This is a genomic window from Curtobacterium sp. MCLR17_059, assembly GCF_003234665.1.
GTDB classification, from domain to species: domain Bacteria; phylum Actinomycetota; class Actinomycetes; order Actinomycetales; family Microbacteriaceae; genus Curtobacterium; species Curtobacterium flaccumfaciens.
Window position 1 is genome coordinate 87,263 of the sequence record NZ_QKSU01000002.1, and the last position, 22,379, is coordinate 109,641.

Here is a 22,379-nt window from a genome sequence, read left to right on the forward strand (position 1 = left end):
GCTGCTCGGGTGCCGCGCAGCAACCGACCGCGGCGTCCCCGTGGTCGCGACGTCGAGCCTGACGAGGAGACCACCCTCGACCGGCTGATGAGCTCGTGGAAGCGCACCGAGGTCCGCCACGGTCGCGAGTACCAGGTGCAGCCGATCTCGGCCGCGTCGGCGCAGAAGGAGTACATCTGCCCAGGGTGCGGCGGAAGCGTCCTGCCCGGCACCGCCCACGTGGTGGTCTGGCGTGCGGACGGCGTGCTCGGGGACGCCGCCGACCTGGCGTCGCGCCGGCACTGGCACAACCACTGCTGGAGCATCGCATGACCGAGCACGACGTGCCGCACGACACCGAGATCCGGTCCGCCACCGTGCTGCCGGCCCGTCGTACCGAGATCGAGCTCGTCACGGACGACCACCTGACGCTCGTCGGTGAGCTCGCCGAGCCGGCCGACGCCCCGGCCCGCGGGACCATCGTCACGCTCCACCCCCTGCCGACCGCGCACGGGTTCATGGACTCGCACGTCCTCAAGAAGGCCGCGGCACGGTTGCCCGCCCTCGCCGACATCGCGGTGCTGCGGTTCAACTTCCGGTCCGTCACGTCGCCGCGCGGCACGTCCGAGGGCGTCTTCGGCGAGGGTGTGTCCGAGGGCTTCGACCTGCGCGCCGCCGTTGCCGAGGTCGTCGACCGCGGCCTGCCGACCCCGTGGCTGGTGGGGTGGTCCTTCGGCACCGAGGTGATCCTCAAGCACGCGCTCGAACACGTCGAGGCCGGCACGGTCGCCGGTGTCGTCCTGCTGTCACCGCCGCTGCACCGCACCTCGGACGAGGAACTCGCCCGTTGGGCTGCCGTCGGGGTCCCGGTCGTGGCGCTCGTCCCCGAGCACGACGACTTCCTGCAGCCCGAGGCCGCGGCGGCACGGTTCGCGCTCGCCCCGAACGTCCGGGTCGTGCCCGTCGACGGTGCGAAGCACCTGTGGGTGGGGGAGCGGTACGTGCGGTTCGTCCTCGACGCGATCGCCGACCTCGTCGTGCCGGGCAGCGCCCCGCTGCCGACCCACTGGCCCGTCTGAGCACGTCCGTACGACGCCCTGCGGACCGCCACCTGCACCAGGTGGGACGGCCTGGAGGCGCGGGTCGCGCCTCCAGGCCGTGGACCGTCAGCGGCCGGTCGCGTCCGCGTCGTCGGCAGCGTCCGCAGCGGACGCTGCAGCGGGTGCCGTGCCGAGCAGGCCCGTGGCGTTCGTGAGGACCCCGCGGAGGTTCTCGAGGTAGCCCGCGACGGCTTCGCGTTCGGTGCGGATCGCCGCCAGGCGGTCCTCGGCCTCGGCGATGACGCCGGCGGTGCGCTCCTCGGCGTCGGCGACCATCCGGTGCACCCGGTCCTGCGCGTCGGCGACGATGGTGCGGGCGTGCTCCTGGGCCTCGGCCGTGCTGGTGCGCTCGAGGTCGTCGGCCTCCTGCTGCAGGCGTTCGGCGCGTTCGCGGGCCTCGGTCGCGCGGCGCGTGGCCTCGGCGAGCTGCAGGTTGGCCTCGTCCAGGTACTTCTGCGTCTCGGTCACCGTCTCGTGGTGCTTCCGCAGGTAGTCCTGCTCGGCGTCGTCGCGGCGGGAGGCGAGTTCCGACTCGAGCGTCGTGCGGGCCTCGTCGCGCTCCCGGGCGATCTCGGCACGGACCTCGTCGCGCTCCTTGACCAGGGCGGCGCGTGCGGTGTCGATCTCCTGCCGCAGGGCGGTGCGCTCGGCCTCGAGCACCCCGAGCTCGGCGGTGCGACGGTCGGCGATCTCGGTGTCGACCTCGGCGTGCTCGCGCTCGCGTCGGGCGGCGATGGCGTTCTCGTGCTCCCGGACGGCGCGCTCGGCTGCCGCGTCGGCCTCGGCGCGCTCCTGCGCGATCCGGGCGTCGTGCTCCTCGAGCTCCCGGGCGATCCGGTCGGCGGTCTCCTGCACCAGGCGCGCGTTCTCGACGCGAGTCTGCTCCTCGTCGACGCGGAGCTGCGCCTGGGCCGCCTCGATCTCCTGCTCCAGCGCGGTGCGGGCTGCGGCGAGTTCGCGGTCCCACTGGGCGCGGGCGGCGGCGAGTTCCTCGTCGAGCTCGCGGCGGCGGTCGGCGACCTCGGTGTCGAGCTCGGCGCGGCGGCGGGTGACCTCGGACTCGAGTTCGGCGCGACCGGTCTCGAGTGCCAGCGCGTGTGCCTGCTGCTCCTCGTCACGCTCACGGTGCCAGGCGGCACGGCCCTCGGTGACCTCGCGCTCCAGGGCCTCTCGCCGGGTCGTCTCCTCGCGGTCGAGGTCCTCGGTGCGGCGGGCGTGGTCGGCCTCGAAGACCGAACGGCGGTGCTCGGTCTCGCGGTCGAGCTCGGCGGCAGCGGTGCGGGCGTCGGCGGACTCGCGCTGGGCGATCTCGCGCAGCTCGGCGACCTCGTGCTCGACCTGGGCGCGCAGTGCGTTCGTCTCGCGGATGGCGACGGAACGGACCTCGGCGGCCTCGGTCACTGCTGCCCCGCGGATCGCGGCGGCTTCGTTGCGGGCGTCCTGCGTGAGCAGACCGGCCTCGGCGCGGGCACGTTCGACGGTGTCGGCTGCCTCGGCGCGGGCGCGGGTCAGTTCGTTGGTGGCGCGGGTGCGGGCGTCCTCGAGGGTGTCGCGCGCTTCCTCCTGGGCCTCGCGGACGGTGCGCTCGGCTTCGGAACGGCTCGAGGCCCGGAGGCGCTGGGCGTCGATGTCCGCCTGGCTGATGAGACGGGTCGACTGCTCCTCGGCCACGCGCAGGGTGGACTCGAGGCGGGTGCCCAGTCCGCTGTACGTGGGGGTGCCGGCTTCGTCGAGCTCGCCCTGCAGTTCGGAGACCCGGGCCTGCAGGAGACGGATCTCCTTCGCGGCGTCGGCGCGGTCGTTGTTCGACTTGATGAGCTCGCGGCGCAGGTCGTTCAGTGAACGCTCCACCTCGTCGCGGCGGTACCCCCGCAGCTCGGTCCCGAACTCGGCCTCGTCGTTCGCCACGTGTCGCTCCTGGGTGCTCGGCGGAGGGCCTGGATCGGCCCGCGGTCGATTGTAGTGGCGGCCGGAGCGGGTCGTCTGAGTCCGGCGACAGCGCGGATTGATGCGCTGTCCAGCGTTGCTCGCTATCCTGAGTCGCTGATTCGCGCGCCGACATCCCCACCCCGGCGCGGTAGGGAGAGAGTTCGTGCGATTCGTCCTGGCGATCGTCAGTTTCGTCATCGGTCTGCTGCTCGTGGCGCTGGCGGTGGGACAGCGGACCGTGTTCGCGCCGCCGTCCTCGCTCGTGGCCGAGAGCTCGACGACCAGTTCCGCCCCGGTGACCGTGATCCCGGGGACGACGCTCAACGCCAACCCCGGCTACCAGCGCATCAACGTGTCCGGCTCCGGCAAGGTCTTCGCGGCCTACGGCAAGACCGCCGACGTCGACGCCTGGATCGGCGACGCCGAGCACACCACGCTCCGCTTCGACGCCGAGAAGGGCTCGCTGGTCGGGTCGACCTCGGGCAGCGAGACCAGCGTCCCCTCGCCGAAGGGCAGTGACCTCTGGTACCAGGAGTACGACGGTGCCGGACAGTTCACCGTCCGCCTGCCGCAGGACGTCTCGGTCCTCGTCGTGAGCGACGGCAAGGCCGCAGCGCCGAGCGACGTGTCCGTCACCTGGCCGCAGGACACCGCGACGCCGGCGGTCGGTCCGCTGCTCGTGGCCGGCGGCGTGTTCGTCCTCGGAGGCCTCGTGTTGCTCGTCCTCGCCTTCCTGCACCAGCGCCGTGGCCGCGGTCCCCGCCGTCGCAGTGGTGGCAGCCGCCCGCCGCGGGTGCGTGCGTCCCGTCGAGCCGCCGCCGCCGGAGCCCAGGTGCCGCGTCGCGGTCGTCGCGGCGCGCGCGCGCTCATCGGCGTCCCGGTGCTGCTCGTCGGCGCCCTGACCCTGGCCGGTTGTTCCTCGGACTACTGGCCGCAGGGCGGCGACCCGTCGCTCGCCACACCGACCCCGACGGCCACCGCCACGGGGGCTGCTGAGACCACCGAGCCGACGGCTGCGACCAAGCAGCAGATCACCCGCATCGTGCAGCGGACCGCCGCCGTCGCCAAGCAGGCCGACGGGGCGCGCGACCGTGACCTGGTCCGGACCCGGTTCTCCGGCGCGGCGCTCGACCTCCGTCTGGCGAACTACTCGATCCGCGGCAAGGACTCGGACGTCAAGGCACCGCCGGCGATCTCGGCCGCGCAGGTGTGCGTCGCGCTGCCGCAGCAGACCGACACCTGGCCCCGAACGGTCTTCACGATCGTCGCCGAGGACTGTGACGCCAAGTCGGCACCGCAGGCCCTGACCCTGGTGCAGGACACCGCCCGCGATCCCTACAAGGTGGCGTACGACGTCTCGCTCGAGGCCGACGCGAAGATCCCGAGCCTCGCCCCGACGACGATCGGTGCCGCACTGCTCGCGCCGGAGTCGAAGCTCCTGACGATCCAGCCCGACCAGGTCGCGACCGCCTACGGCGACATCCTGTCGAAGGACACCGCCAGCGAGTACGCCGACCTGTTCGCGACCGAGGGCGATGCGCTCCGCACCACCATCGGCAAGGCGTACAAGGACAAGAAGGCCAAGGCCCTGCCGGACACGGCGAAGATCGAGTACTCGTCCGAGGTGCCCGCCGACTCCGCCGTCGCGATCGCGACCGACGACGCCGGCGCCCTGGTCTCCGCGGACCTGGACGAGATCGAGAAGGTGACCCCGACCGCGTCGGGCGCCGAGGTGAACACCGAGGGTGCCGTCAAGGCACTGTCCGGCGTGGACACGAGCAAGAAGGGCATCAGCGCGACCTACAGCGTCCAGCTGCTCTTCTACGTGCCGCCGGTCGCCTCGGATGGCAAAGTGGTCCTGCTCGGGTTCACACAGGGCCTGACCGCAGCGAGTGAGGTGCAATGAGCAACATCCCCCCGACCCCGTCCGGGCTCCGCGGAGCCGTGGACCTGTCGTCCCTCGTCGACCGTGCACAGCGGCCGTCCCAGCCGTCCGGTGCTCCGGCACCGGCGGGTTCCGCCGGCGGAGCCGTTCCCGGCACCGAGGCTGGCACCGCGAACGGTGCCGACCTGACCGTCCCGTCGCTCGTGATCGACGTCACCGACGCGACCTTCCAGGACGTCCTGGAGCTGTCGAACGTCGTCCCGGTCATCGTGGACATCTGGGCCGAGTGGTGCGGGCCGTGCAAGCAGCTCTCGCCGATCCTCGAGCAGCTCACCGCGGAGTACGACGGCCGCGTGGTGCTCGCCAAGGTGGACGCCGACACGAACCCCCAGCTCGTGCAGGCGTTCCAGGCGCAGTCGATCCCGACCGTCGCAGCCGTCATCGGTGGACGCCCGCTCGGGCTCTTCGTCGGGGCACTGCCCGAGGCGCAGGTCCGCGACGTCTACGAGCAGGTGCTCCAGGCCGCCGAGCAGAACGGCGTGGCCGGTCGCGTGAGCGTCGACGGCGCTGCGACCGAGGTCGACGCTGAGCAGGGCGAGCCGGAGCCGGAGCCACTCCCGCCGCACCACCAGGCCGCGTACGACGCGATCGAGCAGGGCGACTACGCCACCGCGATCGAGGAGTACAAGACCGCCATCCTGCAGGACCCGCACGACCAGATGGCCGTGGCCGGGCTCGCACAGGTGTCGCTGCTCGACCGGCTGAACGGCCGGACGGCCGACGAGATCCGTGCGGCCGCTGCCGCCGGCCCGCAGGACGTCCAGGCACAGCTCGCGGTCGCCGACCTCGACATCTCGGGCGGGCACGTCGACGACGCGTTCGGCCGTCTCCTCGACCTGGTGCCGACGGTGTTCGGCGACGACCGTGAGGCCCTGCGCGTCCGGCTCGTCGAGTACTTCGAGCTCATCGGCAGCGAGGACCCGCGCGTCGTCGCGGCGCGTCGCCGCCTGGCGAACGCCCTCTACTAGGCCTGCGGGGTCCGTACGGCGAAGAAGACGCCGTCGTCACACCGAGACGCCGCCGAATCCGGCGGCGTCTCGGCGTCTCGGGGGCGTCTCAAGGACACGACGGCGTCCCGAGCACAACCGCTCGCCCGGGACGAGACAGACGGGAGGCCCGGTGCCAGCTGGCACCGGGCCTCCCGTCTGTCCGTCGGCCGCGTCGCGGACGCTGGCCGGGCTACTGGGCCAGCTTCAGCCAGACGGCACCGAGCGGCGGCACCACGAGGTGCGCCGAGGCGGGGCGGCCCGCCCACGGGGTGTCCTCGGCGGTGACGACGCCGAGGTTGCCGACTCCGGAGCCGCCGTACTCGGCAGCATCGGTGTTGAGGACCTCGTGCCACTCGCCGGCGGTCGGCAGCCCGAAGCGGCGCTCCACCGGCACGCCGGAGAAGTTCACGAACACCGCGACCCGGTCGTCGCCGTCCTTCCGCAGGAACCCGAGGGTCGAGTGCGGTGCGTCGCCGCCCTCGAGCCACTCGAAGCCGTCGGCCGTCGAGTCGTGCGTCCAGAGCGCAGGGGAGTCCTTGTACACGCGGTTGAGCTCCGCGACGAGGTCCTGCACACCGCGGTGGCCGGGCTGGTCGAGGAGCCACCAGTCGAGGCCCTTCGCCTCGGACCACTCGGCGGGCTGCGCGAACTCCTGGCCCATGAAGAGCAGCTGCTTGCCGGGGTGCGCCCACATGAACGCCAGGTACGCACGCACGTTGGCGAGCTTCTGCCACTCGTCGCCGGGCATCTTGCCGTACAGGGAGCCCTTGCCGTGCACGACCTCGTCGTGGCTGATCGGCAGGGTGAACTGCTCGCTGAACGCGTAGACGAACGAGAAGGTGATCTCGTCGTGGTGGTAGCTGCGGTACGCGGGGTCGCGCTGCACGTACTCGAGCGAGTCGTGCATCCAGCCCATGTTCCACTTCTGCCCGAAGCCGAGTCCGCCGGCGCTCGTCGGCTGGGTTACACCCGGCCACGAGGTGCTCTCCTCGGCGATCATCACGATGCCGGGGTAGCGCTTGTACGCCGTCGCGTTCGTCTCCTGCAGGAACGAGATCGCGTCGAGGTTCTCGCGGCCGCCGTGGATGTTCGGCAGCCAGTCGGTGCGGGAGTAGTCGAGGTACAGCATCGAGGCCACCGCGTCGACCCGCAGGCCGTCGATGTGGAACTCCTCGAACCAGTACAGCGCGTTCGCGACCAGGAAGTTGCGCACCTGCGGCTGCCCGAAGTCGAACACGTAGGTGCCCCAGTCGAGCTGCTCGCCGCGGCGCGGGTCCGGGTGCTCGAACAGCGCGTAGCCGTCGAAGCGACCGAGGGCCCATTCGTCCTTCGGGAAGTGCCCGGGGACCCAGTCCATGATCACGCCGATGCCGGCGGAGTGCAGGCGGTCGATCAGGTAGCGCAGGTCGTCCGGCGAACCGAAGCGTGCGGTCGGTGCGTAGTACCCGGTGACCTGGTAGCCCCACGAGCCGCCGAACGGGTGCTCGGCGAGCGGCAGGAACTCCACGTGGGTGAAGCCGGTGTACTCCATGTGCCCGATGAGCTGGTCGGCGACCTCGCGGTACGACAGGCCGGGGCGCCACGAGCCGAGGTGCACCTCGTAGACGCTCATCGGGGCGTCGTGCGTGGTGGTCTGTGCGCGGCGCTCCATCCATGCGGCGTCGCCCTCGGACCACGTGTACGTGGACTCGGTGACGACGGAGGCCGTGGCGGGCGCGATCTCGGCCTCGCGGGCGAACGGGTCGGCCCGCTCCACCCAGCCGGAGTCGGTGAGGATCTGGAACTTGTAGCGCTGCCCGACGACGGCGCCGGGCCAGAACAGCTCCCAGACGCCGAGGTCGCTCAGACGGCGCATCGCGGTGGTGCGGCCTTCCCAGCCCTCGAAGTCACCGATCACCCGGACGGCGGTGGCCCGGGGTGCCCAGACGGCGAACGCGACACCGTCGACACCGTCGACCGTGCGGGCGTGTGCGCCGAGGTGGTGCCAGAGCTGCTCGTCACGGCCCTCGCCGAACAGGTGCAGGTCGAGCTCGCCGAGCGTCGGGGCGAACCGGTACGCGTCGTCGGTGGTCCAGGTGGCGTCGTCCTCGTCCGTGGACTCGTCGTAGTCGTACTCCGACTCGACGCGGTAGCGACCGAGGGTCTCGGCAGTGGCGCCGGCCCAGAGCCCGTCGCCCTCGTGCGTGAGTTCGATGTCGTCGCCGTCGGGGCGCACGAGGCGCACCGCGCGGGCCAGGTGCCGGACGACGCGGACGCTGGTGCCACCGTCGACCGGGTGCGGGCCGAGCACGTCGTGCGGCTGGGACCAGCGGCCCTCGGCCACCTGCAGACGCAGCCAGTCCTCGATCGGAGCCGGACGCGGATCCGCGGCCGTACCGGTGGCGGCCGGAGCCGAGGCAGCAGCCGACGCCGGAGCAGCGGCGCTGGGGGCGACCGGCGCGTCGACGGAGGCCGGGCGGACCACGGGTGCAGCGCCGCCGGTCGGGGCCGTCGGGGAGTCGGAAGTCGAGGCGGCTGCGACGGGCGGCTGCCGCGGGTGCGTCGGGTCGGCGGGGTGCCCGGCGAGCGTGGCGGACTCCGCCACGCCGCGGTCGGGCGCCTCGCGCTGCGCCGGCGGAGCGCCGGGCAGGTCCTCGTCGGGCGCGGACACCTTCGGCTCGTACCGCGGCACGGCCGGCGGCGGAGGCGGCACCGGCGGGACGGCCGGTCCGCGCTTCGTGGGGTCGGTCGGTTCGGGGGTCATCGGTGGGGTCCTTCCACGACGAGCAGGTGCACGGGCTCCTGGAACGCGTCCAGGCGGACGTAGTTCGACGCGCCCCAGGTCCAGCGCTGACCGGTCACGACGTCACGGACGTCGAACAGGCCCTCGGTCGGCAGACCGAGTGCGGCGAGGTCCAGGTGCACGGTGGTCTCACGGGCGGAGTGCGGGTCGACGTTGGCGACCACGATCACGGTGTCGGGGCGTCCTGACCGGATGTACTCGCCCGACAGGTGCTTCGAGTAGACGACGATCGCCGGGTCGTCGGCGGCGTGCACGTGCAGGTTCCGCAGCTGTCGCAGCGCGGGGTGCGCCGCACGGAGGCGGTTGAGCATCGTCACGTACGGCGCCAGGGACGCGCCCTCGGCCTCAGCCAGGGCGAAGTCGCGCGGCTTGTACTCGTACTTCTCGTTGTCGATGTTCTCTTCCGAGCCCGGTCGGGCGACGTCCTCGAACAGCTCGTACCCGGCGTACATGCCCCAGGTCGGCGCGCCGGTGGCGGCGAGTGCCGCGCGCACCTTGTAGCCGGCACGGCCGCCGAACTGCAGGTACTCGGTGAGGATGTCGGGCGTGTTCACGAAGAGGTTCGGGCGCAGGTAGTCGCTCGTCTCGTGCGAGAGCTCCGTGAAGTAGTCCTCGATCTCGTCCTTCGTGTTGCGCCAGGTGAAGTACGAGTACGACTGCTGGAACCCGGCCTCGGCGAGCGCGCGCATCATCGCCGGGCGGGTGAACGCCTCGGCGAGGAACACGGTGTCGGGGTGCTCGTCGCGGATCTCACGGATGACCCGTTCCCAGAACCAGAGCGGCTTGGTGTGCGGGTTGTCGACGCGGAAGATGCGGATGCCGAAGGCGATCCAGTGGCGCAGGACACGCTCGACCTCGGTGACCAGGCCCTCGGGGTCGGTGTCGAACTGGATCGGGTAGATGTCCTGGTAGCGCTTCGGCGGGTTCTCGGCGGTCGCGATGGACCCGTCGGCGCGCTGCGTGAACCACTCCGGGTGCTGCGTGACCCAGGGGTGGTCGGGGGAGCACTGCAGCGCGAAGTCGAGCGCGACCTCCATGCCGGTGTTCTTCGCCGTCTCGACGAAGTCGCGGAAGTCGTCCTCGGTGCCGAGGTCGGGGTGGATCGCGTCGTGCCCGCCCTCGGGGGAGCCGATCGCCCAGGGGCTGCCGGGGTCGTTCGGCCCGGGCGTGAGCGTGTTGTTCGGCCCCTTGCGGGCGGTGGTGCCGATGGGGTGGATCGGCGGCAGGTAGATGACGTCGAAGCCCATCCGGGCGACGGCGGGCAGCCGTCGGGCCGCGGTGCGGAAGTCGCCGCTCTTCCAGGAGCCGTCGGGGTTCTTCTTCGCGCCTTCGGAGCGGGGGAAGAACTCGTACCAGGCACCGACGCCGGCGCGGGTGCGTTCGACGTCGAGCAGCTGGGTGGCGGAGTGGGTCCGGAGCGAGGTGAGCGGGGCTTCCTCGACCTCGGCGACGATCCGCGGGTCGTCGACGGCGGCCAGGCGCTCGGCCGGGTCGAGGTCGGTGTCGCGGACGCGTGCGGCGGTCCGGGTGGCGGCGGGGGAGTCGGTCTCCTCGGCCAGCCGGTCGAGCAGCACGGCACCGTCGAGCAGGGTCGCCTCGGTGTCGACGCCGGCCGCGATCTTCAGGCGTGCGCCGTGCAGCCAGCTCGCCCAGTCGTCGGAGTACGACTCGACGTGCCACGTCCAGACGCCGACGTGGTCGACCTGCACCGTGGCTTCGTAGCGGTCGGTGCCGGGGGCACCGAGGGTCATGGGGACGGTGCGGGTTCCACCGTCTGGGCGTTCGAGGACGAGGTCGGCGCCGATGATGCCGTGTCCTTCTCGGAAGACGGTCGCACCGAACGTGATCACCTCGCCGTCGAATGCCTTGCCGGGGAAGCCGTTCGGCGTCCTCGGGGCGAGCTCGGTGATCGGGATGCGCCCGATCTTCGGGCGGCGGGGTCGGTCTGCGGTGGCCACGGAAGCGACGCTACCCGGCGAGCGGCTCCGCGTTCCCCGGAATCGGCCCGCTGTGGAGGGCCGGGCGCGCCGTGGAGCCTGTTGAGGACCGGACGGGAGGCCCGTGGCGGGGCCGCCACGGGCCTCCCGTCCGCCACCCGGTCACGACGCCGGGCCGCACCCGCCTGCTCGGCGCTACGCCACCTCGAACAGGTGGATGCCGGGGCCGTAGGCGGTGAAGACCTGCCCGGCGGGACGCAGGCGCTCGTGGTCGCGGTGCTTCTCGCTCGACCAGGCCAGGCGGTACCCGAGGACGTCCTCGCGCACCGGCAGGGTCAGGTCGCGGGTGCGGCCGCTGCCGTGCACGACCACCAGGACGCGGTCGAAGGGCTCGTGCTCCGGCGTCGACTCGACGAAGTACTGCAGGGCGCGATGCACCGGCTGGTCCCAGCCCTCGATCGTCATCGGGTGCCCGTCCGGCCCGTACCAGGACATCCGCGAGGCCCCGGGGGTCTCCTGCCCCTCGACGCCGAAGCGTGTGGGGCGGAGCGACGGGTGCGCCTGCCGGAACCGGGCCAGCGCGGCGACGGCCTCGGTCATCGTCTCGGCGTCCTCGTCGTCGGACCAGTCCACCGGGGTCAGGTCGTCGGACACAACGTAGGCGTTGTTGTTGCCGTGCTGCGTGCGGCTCCGCTCGTCGCCGGCGGTGAGCATCGGCACCCCGGCGGAGAGCATCAGGGTCGCCACCAGGTTGCGCATCGACCGGCCGCGCGCGGCGCGGACCCCTCGGTCGGCGGTGTCACCCTCGATGCCGTGGTTGAACGAGCGGTTGTCGTTCGAGCCGTCGCGGTTGTCCTCGCCGTTGGCCTCGTTGTGCTTGCCGTCGTACGACACCAGGTCGAGCAGGGTGAAGCCGTCGTGCGCGGTGACGAAGTTGACGCTCGCCAGCGGGCCGCGGTCGGCGCCGAAGACGTGACGCGACCCGGTCAGGGCTCCGGCGAGCGCACCGATCCCGGTCTGCGGCAGGCCGGTGCGGCGCTCCTCAGCGATGTCGGTGAGCCAGAACTGGCGGACCGTGTTGCGGAACCCGTCGTTCCACTCGCTCGTGCGGTGCCCGGCCGCGCCGAACTCCCCGGTCTTCCAGCCGTCCGGGCCGACGTCCCACGGCTCGGCGATCACCAGGGTGTCCTGCAGGTCCGGGTGGTTCCGGATGCGCTCGAGCAGCGGGTGCGACGGGTCGAACCGGTGCTCGCCGTCGCGGGCCAGGGCGGCCATCAGGTCGAAGCGGAACCCGTCGACCTGCACCTCGCGCGCCCAGTACGCCAGGCTGTCGAGGATGAAGTCCGCCGTCGCCTCGACCGAGGTGTCGAGCGTGTTCCCGCACCCGGTGGTGTCGTAGTAGGTGTCCCGACGCGGTGGGTCGGTCTGCGCCCAGCGGTAGCGGTTCGCACCGTCGATGCCACGCAGGCTCGTCGTCGGACCACCCAGGCCCTCTTCCGCGGTGTGGTTGTAGACGACGTCGAGGACGACCTGGATGCCGGCCTCGTGCAGCAGCCGGACCATGCCCTTGAACTCGCGCAGGACGGCGTCGGCGCCCTCCTGCTGCGCCGGTGCCGAGGCGTGCGCGGCGTGCGGGGCGAAGAACCCGAGCGTGTTGTAGCCCCAGGCGTTCTGCCGGCCGGCCTCGCGGAGCCACCGCTCGGTGTCGAACGCCTGCACGGGCAGCAGCTCGAGCGTCGTGACGCCGATGCGGTGCAGGTGCGCGATCGTGCTCTCGTGGGCGACCCCGGCGTACGTGCCGCGCAGGTGCTCCGGCAGGTGCGGGTTCGCGGCCGTCAGGGTGCGGACGTTCGCCTCGTAGACGACGGCACGGTCGAGCGGGACCTGCGGCTTCACGACGCCGCCCCAGTCGAACGCGTCGTCGACGACCACGCTGGTCCAGCGGGGGCCGGACGCTTCGTCGTCGCCGGTCGGCAGGATGCCCCGCGCGTACGGGTCGAGCAACGGACGCGTCGGGTCGAACTCGTGCCGCGGCCCCACCGGCCCGTCCACGAGCAGGTGGTAGCGGTCGCCGGGCACGACCCCGGGGACCTCGCCGGTCCACACGTCGGTGTCCGGCACCCGCTCGAGCGCGTACCGTGTCGGCCGCACGTCGGAGGGGTCGGCTCCGTCGGCGCTCCCCGCGCTCCCCGCGCTCGCCACGACCAGGACGACGTCCGTCGCCGTCGCGGACCGCAGGGTGAACCGGGGGACGGTCCCGCCCAGGGAGAACCCCGGCGTCAGGTCGATCGCTGTCTCGTGCACGCGACAAGGGTACGAGGACCGGCGCGTATCCTGGACACTGCTCGATCCAGGGGGTGCATTTGTCGGTCTACCTCGACCACGCCGCGACGACGCCGATCCTGCCGGAGGCGCTCGCCGCCTTCACCGATGCCCTGGGCACCGTCGGCAACCCGTCGTCCATCCACAGCGCCGGTCAGCGCGCCAAGATGCTGCTCGAGGACGGCCGCGCCGCCGTCGCCCGCTCGCTCGACGCCGACCCCGTGGAGGTCGTGTTCACCTCCGGCGGCACCGAGAGCATCAACCTCGCCGTGAAGGGCCTGTTCTGGGCTCGCCAGCGCGACCGCCAGCGGCCCCGCATCGTCGTCCCGGGCGGCGAGCACCACGCCACCGTCGACACCCTGACCTGGCTGGAGACGCACGAGGGCGCCGTCATCGACGTGGTCCCGTTGGACGCGCAGGGTCGCGTCGACCTCGCCGGACTGGAGGCGCGGCTCGCCGACGCCTCGGACGTCGCCCTGGTCACGTTCCTGTGGGCGAACAACGAGGTGGGCACCATCCAGCCCGTGTCACGGATCGTCGAGCTCGCGCACGCCGCAGGCGTGCCCGTGCACAGCGACGCGGTCGCCGCCTACGGGCAGGTGCCGGTGTCGTTCGCCGGGTCCGGCCTCGACGCCCTCAGCGTCTCCGCGCACAAGATCGGCGGGCCCGTCGGCATCGGTGCACTCGTGCTCGGGCGGAAGGCCACCGTCGAACCCCTCATCCACGGCGGTGGGCAGCAGCGGCAGGTGCGGAGCGGCACACAGGACGCTCCGGCGGCTGCGGCCTTCGGTGTCGCGGCCAGCGCGGTCGTCGCCGAGCCGATGCCGCACCCGTCGCTCGTCGCCCTGCGGGACCGCCTGGTCGCCGGGGTCCGTGCGGCCGTGCCGTCCGCGGTGCTGATGGGGGACCCGGTCGACCGGCTGCCGGGCAACGCGCACTTCACGTTCCCCGGGTGCGAGGGCGATTCGCTCCTGTTCCTGCTCGACGCCGCCGGGGTCGCGGTGTCGACCGGGTCGGCGTGCCAGGCCGGGGTGCCCGAGGCGTCGCACGTGCTGCTCGCGATGGGACTGTCGGAGCAGGATGCCCGTGGTGCGCTCCGGATCACGCTCGGCCACACGACGACCGATGCCGACGTCGACGCGTTCCTGACGGCGCTGCCCGATGCGGTCGCTCGGGCCGGTGCCGCTGGGATGGCGTCGCGGGAGCCGCTGCTCGGGCGGTAGTGGGAGCCCTCCGGGCATGCGTTGTTCGCCCGGCCGCGATCCCGACTTTCAGGCCGGTAGCCTGAGCCCGTGACCACTCCGAAACCACAGGGCAGTGCCGACCTGGTGGGTCTGCTCGTCGGTGCTCCGCTCGCGCTCATCGGGATCGTGCTGCTCGTGTCCGCAGGAAGTACGCCGACGGCCGTCCTCGGGGCCGCGGTGCTGGTCTCCGGCACCATGCTGGTGTGCACCGCCCTGCTCATCCGAGGGCTGCGCCGGGAGCGCTGACCGTGGTCACGAGTGGCGGCGAGCACCACCCGCGGAACGGCACTCGGCGGGACAGCCGCTGGGCCGTCCCGATCCGTCGGGTCTTCCCCTGGTGGTACCTCGGCGGTGCGGTTGCGACGATGGCGATCCTGATCCTGGTCGATCCCGACGGCAGCCAGGCCACGGTGGCCTTCTGGGGGCCGACGATCGGGATCGCGATACAGGACCGCGAGCGAGCCGCGCGTGCTCGACTGGACCGCGGCCTCCCGGTCGACCGACGGTCGCTCCTGTCGCCTCCGTGGCTCGAACCGACCTGCGCGGTGTTGCTCACCGGCGTGGCCGTCGGACTCGGCATGCTCATCAACGCGCTCTTCGGGCACGGCACGTCAGTCACGACGTGGGTCGGAGCGGGGGTGTTCCTCGGGAGCGCCGCGTCCTTGGTCGGTCTCCTGCTGGTCCTGAGGAGCCGACGCCGCCGACGGTCGAGCGGTGCGGACGGCCAGCCCGACGACGTCAGCTGACGGGGCGCTCCGAGAGGAACCGCCCGGCTCGTCGGTACTGCACGGCCAGTTGCACGAGCCCGAGCACCACCGCGAACGACGCGACGAGCTCGATCAGCTTGATGGGCAGACTGTCCGTGCTCACCGCCGTCGAGGCGGCGAACAGCATCACGGCGCCGAAGATCGGCAGGATCCCGAGCGTGGCTCGACGGTTCTGCACGGCCACCGCGACGACGATGTCCGCGTGCTCGTCGTCGATCGGCTCCTTGCCGGCGATCTGACGCCGCACCGACCGCTGCTCCGCGCGGGAGAGCGGGCTGCTCACCGATCGCCAGCGAGTGACGTAGTGACCGGAGCGGAAGGCCCACACGAAACCGACGATGCCGACGACCAGCCCGAGCAGCAACAGCAGGAGCTGGACGAGCAGCTGCACGCCATCGCGGCCACTCGCGTGGCTGCTCCCGGTGGCCGGCACCAGCACCAGTGCCAGGACCACCCCGACCGCCCACGACACCAGGACGAGTGCCCCCGCCCACACGAACACGCGCGTCCGGCGACGGCGGAGCCCGTCGTCACTCTGGCCGTCGGCGAGCCGGGCGGCGGCTGCCCACCGCTCGGCTCCGGCTGGGTCGGTTGCGGGGCTGGTCATCGTTCGGGTCCTGACGTCGAGAGTCTCTCGACTCTACGGGTCACGGTCGGTGCGGGTCGCGCGTGCGACCCCGGAAGCGACTGCGGTCGAATCCGCACGAGGGGATCGCCACCGACCCGCTTCGTTGTGATACTTGGACATGCTCGAGTTGGTGAGGCCGCAGACGGCGTTGTACGAGGCGTGGGCCGAAGCGCATGCCGAGTGGGGGCCGGGTGTGCACGAGGACGGATTCGGGATCACCGCCCAGGACGACGTCGGCGACGAGGACGGGTTCCGCACCTGGGTCGGCCGACTGCACGCCAGACCCGGGGCCCTCTGGTGGATCGTCGAGGACGGCCGCGTCCTGGGCGGGATCGCACTCCGGGCGCCGGGAGACGCCGCCGGCGTGCAGCGGTTCGGCCACGTCGGGTACGGGATCCGTCCCTCGGCGAGGGGCCGAGGCGTGGCGACCTGGGCGCTGGGCCAGGTGCTCGCGCACGCATCGCGCGTCGGGATCGACCCGGTGATCGCCGTCTGCTGTGATGACAACGACGGCTCCATCGGGGTGCTGGAGCACTACGACGCCGTCCTGCTGTCGACCGAGCGCCGCGGTGGCGTGCGGCTGCGACGGTACGCGATCGCCAGGTCGCACCGGAGACCCGGATGACGGGGCCGCGGCGGGTGTGCGAGGCGTGCGGAGGAAGACCGCGACAAGCGGGACGGACCTGCGCCGGGCCTCCCGGTCGGCCTTCCGGGTGCGCGCCGGACAGGCGGGCGCGCTGGGACCCCGGACCGTCGGCGACGTCGTCGTCAGCGGTCGCCGTCCGTCGGTCTCGGACCGCTCGTGGTGCGCCGCACCACGAGTGACACCGGTACTCGGTGCACGCGCGGCTCCGGATCTCGCCCCTGCACGCGTTCACCGAGCCACCGTGCCGCCTGGGCCCCGATGGCGAACGTCCCGTTGTCGACCGTGGTGAGCGAGATGTGCCGGATGCTGCCGAGGTAGGTGTCGTCGTACCCGACGAGGGACACGTCGTCCGGGACGACGAGGCCGAGGTCGTCGGCCGCGGACAACGCGCCGATGGCGACGAGGTCGTTGTAGGCCACGAGCGCGGTCGGACGGTCGGCCGTGCCCAGGACTCGTCGGGCCGCCGCGTACCCGCTCTCCTCGCTCATGCCGGCCGGCACCACGACGGCGTCGGCACCGTGGCGGGTCATGGTCGCGCGGAAACCCTGCTCGCGGAGCTCTCCGACGCGCCCCGGGCCGACGAGGTGACCGATCCGGGTGTGTCCGAGCGCGAGGAGGTGCTCTGTCGCGATCGACGCGCCGGCATGGTCGTCGTTCACGACCACGTCGGCGTGCAGGTCGTCAGGCTCGTACGTCCCGGCGAGGACCACCGGGACCTCCTGGACCGCCCGACGGAGCGCGGCGTCGTCCTCTGTGGTGCCGACCACGACGATGCCGTCCACCTGTTGTCGCAGGAGCATGTCCACGGGCGAACCGCCCACGCGCCGTGTGGTCGCCGAGTCGACCAGGATGGGTGCCAGTCCGACGGTGTCGAGCGTCGCGGTGAGTCCGGCGAGCAGGTCGACGAACCAGGGGTTCCGCAGGTCGTTCAGGAGCACTCCGACCGTGCCCGTCCGCTGCTCGCCGAGGCTCCTCGCTGCGCGGTTCGGTCGGTAGCCGAGTTCGTCGACTGCTCGTTCGACGGCCGCCCGACGGGCGTCGCTGACTCCTGGGTCGCCGCGGAGCGCGAGTGAGACCAGCGACTTCGAGACCCCGGCGCGCTCGGCGACGTCCCGGATGGTCGGAGCGTGGTGCGGTCTCGACATGAGAGCAGGCTAGTCCTATTCTGGACCGGTCCAGTTTGTTCCAGTGCTGTCCAACGAAGCGAGCGCAGATGCCCCCGAAGATCTCCATGAACGTCACGACGACGTTCCACGGCAACGTCGTCCAGGACGTCCGCCTCGCGAAGGAAGCCGGCTACGGCGGCATCGAGCTGCAGAGCCCGAAGCTCTACCGGTACCTCGATGCCGGCTACGACGTGCAGACACTGCCGCCACTGCTCGAGGGCCTCGAAGTGACGGGGCTCGGTGCCGTGCTCGACATCGAGCGTCAAGGTGCCGGTCGCGACGACTTCGTCGCAGAGGTCGAGCGCATGTGCGGTGTGGCGACCGCCGTCGGTGCGCCCATCGTGCAGCTGTGCACCGGGCCGGTCGATTCCGCCGTCGTCCGTGACCACCGCGCTGGCCGGCTGGCCGACGACGACACCCGGTACCGGGCGACGCTCGGACTCGACGAGGACGCAGCGGTCCGCATCACCGGTGCGAACGTCCGTCTGGCGGCGGACATCGCCGCGGACCACGGGCTCGAGGTCTACCTGGAGCCCCTCGCCTGGGCGCACCTCAACCGATGCCGGCACGCGCTGGACATCATCGAGGAGGCCGGGCGCGACAACGTGGGGATCGCACTCGACACCTGGCACTTCTGGACGACCGGGGACACGCTGGCCGAGGTCCGAGCGCTGCCCGCGTCCATCATCAAGGCCGTCCACCTGTCGGACGGGTTCGACCTGGACCGCGACCGGACGGTTCCCGACCAAGCCGTCCACCGGAACGTCGTCATCGGTGGCGGTGCGATCCCGCTGCAGCAGTGGGTCGACGCGATCAAGGCCACCGGGTACGACGGATGGTGGGTCACCGAGATGTTCTCCGACCGGGCGAACGAACAGGATCCCGCCGTCGTCGCACGCACCATGCACGACCTGACCGCGATCCTGGTGGGCTGATCATGACGCAACGCTTCGCACTCGTCGGTGCCGGCTTCATCGGCGCCGTGCACGCCGCGTCCCTCGCAGCGCACCCCGACGTCGAGTTCGTGGGGATCCACGACGTCGACCGTGACCGCGCTGCATCGCTGGCGGCACGGCACGGCACGCGGGCGCTCACCCAGGACGAGGCGTTCGACGCGGCGCAGGTCGACGCGGTCTTCGTCGCTTCCTCCACCGACACCCACGCGCAGCACCTGCACGCTGCCGCCGACGCCGGGATCGCCGTGCTCTGCGAGAAACCCATCGCTGCCGGGTACGCCGACGCGGTCGCGGTGGTGGAGCACGTGCGTGCCAGCGGCGTGCCGGCGATGCTCGACTTCAACCGGCGATGGGACCGTGACCACGCCGAGTTGCAACGCATCGTCGCCGCGGGGGAGATCGGTGCGGTCGAACTCCTCCAGCTCAGCTCCCGTGGCCCGTCCCTGCCGCCGCTCGACTACCTGCGGGTCTCCGGCGGCCAGCTCCGCGACCAGACCGTGCACTTCTTCGACCTCGTGCGGTGGATCACCGGCGAGGATCCGGTGACGGTCGCGGTGGCGGGTTCGGCGCTCGTCGACCCGGCCATCCGCGAGTTCGGCGACGTGGACACATCGGTCACGACCCTCACGATGCCCTCCGGCGCGCTCGTGCAGATCGACAGCGTGCGGCGCACCGGCTACGGCTACGACGAGCGCATCGAGGTCATGGGATCGTCCGGACTCGTCGAGTCGCGGCGGAACCACCGCGGGAACGTCGCTCGTTACACCGATGGGCAGATCGTCGCGGACGGACTCCACGACGGCTGGTTCGAGCGTGTGCAGCCCACCTACGCCGCGACGCTCGCCGCCTTCGTCGCGTCGCTCGAGTCCGGATCCGAGCCGCCGGTCTCCCTGGAGGACGGGCTCAGGGCCCAGGCCATCGCCGAGGCGGCCACTCGTGCCCTGTCGTCGGGGCGGACGGAGCACATCGACTACTGACCCCCGGTCGGCCGAGTCGGACTCGCGCCGGTAGGATCGATGACCATGGTCGAACTGGACTTCACCGAGCAGCTCTCCGCCCTTCGCGAGACCTTCGGCAACATCCGCTCGGTGGTCGACGTCGACCGCCTGCAGCGTGAGATCGCCGACCTCAGCGAGCAGGCCGGGGCCCAGGACCTCTGGGACGACGTCGACCACGCGCAGCAGGTGACGAGCGCGCTCTCGCACCGCCAGTCGGAGCTGAAGAAGATCACCGACACCGAGCAGCGCATCGACGACCTCGAGGTGCTGGTCGAGATGGCGAACGAGGGCGACGACCAGGAGTCCGCCGACGAAGCGCTCGCCGAGCTCAAGGCGATCCAGAAGATGATCGGCGACTTCGAGGTGCAGACGCTCCTCGACGGCGAGTACGACGACCGTCCGGCGGTCATCACGATCCGCGCCGGTGCAGGTGGCGTCGACGCGGCGGACTTCGCCGAGATGCTCCTCCGCATGTACCTCCGGTACGCCGAGCAGCACAGCTACAAGACCACCGTGATGGACACCTCGTACGCCGAAGAGGCGGGCATCAAGTCCGCGACGTTCGAGATCGACGCCCCGCACGCGTTCGGCACGCTGTCGGTCGAGGCCGGCACCCACCGCCTGGTCCGGATGTCGCCGTTCGGTGCCGCCGGCAAGCGCCAGACGTCCTTCGCCGCGGTCGAGGTCATCCCGCTCATGCCGGAGACCGCCGTCATCGACATCCCCGAGAACGACATCCGCGTCGACGTGTTCCGCTCGTCGGGCCCCGGCGGCCAGTCCGTCAACACGACCGACTCCGCGGTGCGCCTGACGCACATCCCGACCGGCACCGTCGTCTCGATGCAGAACGAGAAGTCGCAGATCCAGAACCGTGCGGCCGCCATGCGCGTGCTGCAGTCGCGCCTGCTCCTCCTGAAGAAGGAAGAGGAGAACGCGAAGAAGAAGGAACTCGCCGGCAACATCACGGCGAGCTGGGGCGACCAGATCCGCTCCTACGTCCTTGCGCCGTACCAGATGGTCAAGGACCTCCGGACGGAGCACGAGGTGAACAACCCCTCAGCCGTGTTCGACGGCGATCTGGACGGCTTCATCAACGCGGGCATCCGCTGGCGCAAGCAATCCGCCGCCGAGTAGGGGTTCGTGAGCCGCGCGCCTCGCTTGCTTTCCAAGCGCGGCGACCTACCCTGATCCGGTCATGATCAAATTCGACCAGGTCACCAAGGTCTACTCGGGCAACCCGAGTCCGGCGCTCGACAACCTCACCCTCGAGATCCTCAAGGGCGAGTTCGTGTTCCTCGTGGGCGCGTCCGGTTCCGGCAAGTCCAGCTTCCTGCGCCTCGTGCTCAAGGAGGAGAAGCCCACCAGCGGGCAGATCCACGTGCTCGGGCAGCGCCTCGGGTCCCTGGCATCGCGGAAGGTCCCGTACTTCCGCCGCAACCTCGGCGTGGTCTTCCAGGACTTCCGTCTGCTGCCGAACAAGAACGTGTTCGACAACGTGGCGTTCTCGCTGCAGGTCATCGGCAAGAGCAAGGGCTTCATCAGTGAGGCCGTGACCGACGTGCTGAAGCTCGTCGGGCTCGCCGGCAAGGCCACCCGCATGCCGCACGAACTCTCCGGTGGTGAGCAGCAGCGCGTGGCCATCGCCCGCGCCGTCGTGAACAAGCCGGCGATCCTGCTGGCCGACGAGCCCACCGGAAACCTGGACCCCACCACGTCCGCCGGCATCATGGCGCTCCTCGAACGCATCAACCAGGGAGGCACCACCGTGCTGATGGCGACGCACGACGCCAGCATCGTCAACCAGATGCAGCGGCGGGTCATCGAGCTCTCGAACGGCACCGTCCTGCGCGACGAGCAGTCCGGCGGCTACCAGACCCAGGCCGTCCCGATCCAGCGAGGCACCGTGTCCAACACCACCGGCATCCAGACGATCCCGGGGCTCATCCGATGAGGCTCGGGCTCGTCATGTCCGAGGTCGGCTCGGGCCTGCGGCGCAATGCGTCGATGGTCGTCTCCGTCGTCCTCGTGACCTTCATCTCCCTGACCTTCGTCGGCACGGCGATCCTGCTCCAGATGCAGATCAACCAGATGAAGGGGTACTGGTACGACCGGGCGCAGGTCGCCGTCTACCTGTGCACCGACACCGACACCACGGGCAACTGCACCGGCGCGAAGGCCACCGCGGACCAGCGCGAGCAGGTCCAGGCGCAGCTCGACTCGTCAACGCTCAAGCCGTACATCGAGAAGACCTACTACGAGAACCAGGACCAGGCCTTCACCCGGTTCAAGGAGCAGTTCAAGGACTCGGCCGCGACGGAGTTCGTCAAGCCGGAGTACCTGAACGAGACCTTCTGGGTGAACCTGAAGAACCCGTCGCAGGCAGACGTCCTGGTCGAGAGCCTGTCGAAGGTCGCCGGCGTGCAGAGCGTCGTCGATCAACGCGGGTACCTGCAGCCGATCTTCAACCTGCTCAACGCCTCGTCGTACACGGCGATCGGCATCGCGGCCCTCATGCTCGTGGCGGCGGTCCTGCTCATCGCGACGACGATCCGCCTGTCGGCGTTCAGTCGACGGCGAGAGCTCGGCATCATGCGGCTCGTCGGTGCGTCGAACCGGTTCATCCAGACACCGTTCGTGCTCGAGGGGGTGATCGCCGCCGCCATCGGAGCCGTCCTGGCCGGTGGCGCGATCACCGCCGTGGTCTGGTTCTTCGTCCGGAACTTCCTGGCGGAGCGCTTCACCGGCACGGCGTTCATCGGCATGGGCGACGCGGCCATCGTGGTCCCCGCGGTGATCGTGATCGGGGTGCTCCTCGCCGCGGCGTCGGCGTCGATCGCCATCCGCCGGTACCTGAAGGTCTGACGCAGCACAGCATCCGCGAGCGGGCGGCGCGCCGGGAAGGTGCGCCGCCCGCTTCGTGTTGAGTAGTCTGTAGGGCTGCGCGGAACCACCCACGCAGCGCACTGCACCGGTCACCATCGAGAGGAGTCG

General features: G+C 71.4%; 19 protein-coding genes. 13 read left to right on the plus strand and 6 right to left on the minus strand.

Annotated features, from left to right (window positions below):
- The first annotated feature begins 9 nt into the window (after window positions 1–9).
- Together DEJ12_RS04255 and DEJ12_RS04260 are read left to right on the plus strand one after the other, a co-directional pair.
- Entirely contained in the window at window positions 10–312 is a 303-nt protein-coding gene (locus DEJ12_RS04255; protein ID WP_110863985.1) for a hypothetical protein, read from the plus strand.
- Window positions 309–1,058: an alpha/beta hydrolase gene (locus DEJ12_RS04260; RefSeq protein WP_111029164.1), complete on the plus strand. Its 750-nt coding sequence runs from the start codon at window positions 309–311 to the stop codon at window positions 1,056–1,058. Before DEJ12_RS04255 ends, DEJ12_RS04260 begins: the two co-directional genes overlap by 4 nt.
- Before the next feature lie 87 nt (window positions 1,059–1,145).
- On the opposite strand, the gene DEJ12_RS04265 is transcribed toward DEJ12_RS04260, so the two are convergent.
- Window positions 1,146–2,987 carry a hypothetical protein gene (locus tag DEJ12_RS04265; protein ID WP_111029165.1) on the minus strand — a complete coding sequence of 614 codons (1,842 nt, stop codon included), beginning with the start codon at window positions 2,985–2,987 and terminating at the stop codon, window positions 1,146–1,148.
- A gap of 184 nt (window positions 2,988–3,171) precedes the next feature.
- Here DEJ12_RS04265 and DEJ12_RS04270 point away from each other — a divergent pair, with 184 nt between their 5' ends.
- Entirely contained in the window at window positions 3,172–4,914 is a 1,743-nt protein-coding gene (locus tag DEJ12_RS04270; RefSeq protein WP_111029166.1) for a hypothetical protein, read from the plus strand.
- The gene (locus tag DEJ12_RS04275; RefSeq protein WP_111029167.1) at window positions 4,911–5,921 is read left to right on the plus strand and encodes a tetratricopeptide repeat protein; all 1,011 of its coding nucleotides are present in this window, start codon (window positions 4,911–4,913) and stop codon (window positions 5,919–5,921) included. The genes DEJ12_RS04270 and DEJ12_RS04275 overlap by 4 nt, the downstream gene beginning before the upstream one ends.
- Window positions 5,922–6,132: 211 nt before the next feature.
- Here DEJ12_RS04275 and glgB read toward each other — a convergent pair whose 3' ends face one another.
- The 3 genes from glgB to DEJ12_RS04290 all read right to left on the minus strand — a co-directional run bounded on the left by glgB (window position 6,133) and on the right by DEJ12_RS04290 (window position 12,965).
- Entirely contained in the window at window positions 6,133–8,685 is a 2,553-nt protein-coding gene (gene glgB / locus DEJ12_RS04280; RefSeq protein WP_111029168.1) for a 1,4-alpha-glucan branching protein GlgB, read from the minus strand.
- Window positions 8,682–10,682: an alpha-1,4-glucan--maltose-1-phosphate maltosyltransferase gene (locus DEJ12_RS04285; RefSeq protein ID WP_181433020.1), complete on the minus strand. Its 2,001-nt coding sequence runs from the start codon at window positions 10,680–10,682 to the stop codon at window positions 8,682–8,684. The genes glgB and DEJ12_RS04285 overlap by 4 nt, the downstream gene beginning before the upstream one ends.
- Before the next feature lie 174 nt (window positions 10,683–10,856).
- Window positions 10,857–12,965 (minus strand): glycogen-debranching protein, encoded by a 2,109-nt coding sequence (locus tag DEJ12_RS04290; protein WP_111029169.1) that lies wholly within the window; start codon window positions 12,963–12,965, stop codon window positions 10,857–10,859.
- Between the two features lie 59 nt (window positions 12,966–13,024).
- Between DEJ12_RS04290 and DEJ12_RS04295 the strand changes: the two genes are divergently transcribed.
- From DEJ12_RS04295 to DEJ12_RS04300, 3 genes are all read left to right on the plus strand, one after another.
- Window positions 13,025–14,206, plus strand: a complete 1,182-nt coding sequence (locus DEJ12_RS04295; protein ID WP_111029170.1) for a cysteine desulfurase family protein — start codon at window positions 13,025–13,027, stop codon at window positions 14,204–14,206.
- 69 nt (window positions 14,207–14,275) lie between these two features.
- Complete coding sequence (locus DEJ12_RS17790; protein WP_128780060.1) at window positions 14,276–14,473, plus strand: hypothetical protein; 198 nt, start codon at window positions 14,276–14,278, stop codon at window positions 14,471–14,473.
- 119 nt (window positions 14,474–14,592) lie between these two features.
- Complete coding sequence (locus DEJ12_RS04300; RefSeq protein WP_146245048.1) at window positions 14,593–14,973, plus strand: hypothetical protein; 381 nt, start codon at window positions 14,593–14,595, stop codon at window positions 14,971–14,973.
- Here DEJ12_RS04300 and DEJ12_RS04305 read toward each other — a convergent pair.
- Window positions 14,966–15,601, minus strand: coding sequence for a hypothetical protein (locus tag DEJ12_RS04305; protein WP_111029172.1), 636 nt, complete (start codon window positions 15,599–15,601; stop codon window positions 14,966–14,968). The genes DEJ12_RS04300 and DEJ12_RS04305 overlap by 8 nt on opposite strands.
- Window positions 15,602–15,752: 151 nt before the next feature.
- Between DEJ12_RS04305 and DEJ12_RS04310 the strand changes: the two genes are divergently transcribed.
- Window positions 15,753–16,247 carry a GNAT family N-acetyltransferase gene (locus DEJ12_RS04310; protein WP_220034773.1) on the plus strand — a complete coding sequence of 165 codons (495 nt, stop codon included), beginning with the start codon at window positions 15,753–15,755 and terminating at the stop codon, window positions 16,245–16,247.
- Between the two features lie 143 nt (window positions 16,248–16,390).
- Here the strand turns inward: DEJ12_RS04310 and DEJ12_RS04315 are convergent, their stop codons facing one another.
- On the minus strand, window positions 16,391–17,413 hold the full coding sequence (locus tag DEJ12_RS04315) for a LacI family DNA-binding transcriptional regulator (protein WP_111029174.1): 1,023 nt from the start codon (window positions 17,411–17,413) through the stop codon (window positions 16,391–16,393).
- Between the two features lie 68 nt (window positions 17,414–17,481).
- Here DEJ12_RS04315 and DEJ12_RS04320 point away from each other — a divergent pair, with 68 nt between their 5' ends.
- From DEJ12_RS04320 to ftsX, 5 genes are all read left to right on the plus strand, one after another.
- The gene (locus DEJ12_RS04320; protein WP_071406362.1) at window positions 17,482–18,369 is read left to right on the plus strand and encodes a sugar phosphate isomerase/epimerase; all 888 of its coding nucleotides are present in this window, start codon (window positions 17,482–17,484) and stop codon (window positions 18,367–18,369) included.
- A 2-nt stretch (window positions 18,370–18,371) separates the two neighbouring features.
- A complete protein-coding gene (locus DEJ12_RS04325; protein ID WP_111029175.1) occupies window positions 18,372–19,367 on the plus strand; it encodes a Gfo/Idh/MocA family oxidoreductase in 996 nt (331 codons plus the stop codon).
- 45 nt (window positions 19,368–19,412) lie between these two features.
- Window positions 19,413–20,522, plus strand: coding sequence for a peptide chain release factor 2 (prfB, locus tag DEJ12_RS04330; RefSeq protein ID WP_111029293.1), 1,110 nt, complete (start codon window positions 19,413–19,415; stop codon window positions 20,520–20,522).
- Between the two features lie 61 nt (window positions 20,523–20,583).
- Window positions 20,584–21,339 (plus strand): cell division ATP-binding protein FtsE, encoded by a 756-nt coding sequence (gene ftsE, locus DEJ12_RS04335; protein WP_017888215.1) that lies wholly within the window; start codon window positions 20,584–20,586, stop codon window positions 21,337–21,339.
- Window positions 21,336–22,250 (plus strand): permease-like cell division protein FtsX, encoded by a 915-nt coding sequence (ftsX, locus tag DEJ12_RS04340; protein WP_027465852.1) that lies wholly within the window; start codon window positions 21,336–21,338, stop codon window positions 22,248–22,250. Before ftsE ends, ftsX begins: the two co-directional genes overlap by 4 nt.
- The last annotated feature ends 129 nt before the right edge of the window (window positions 22,251–22,379 follow it).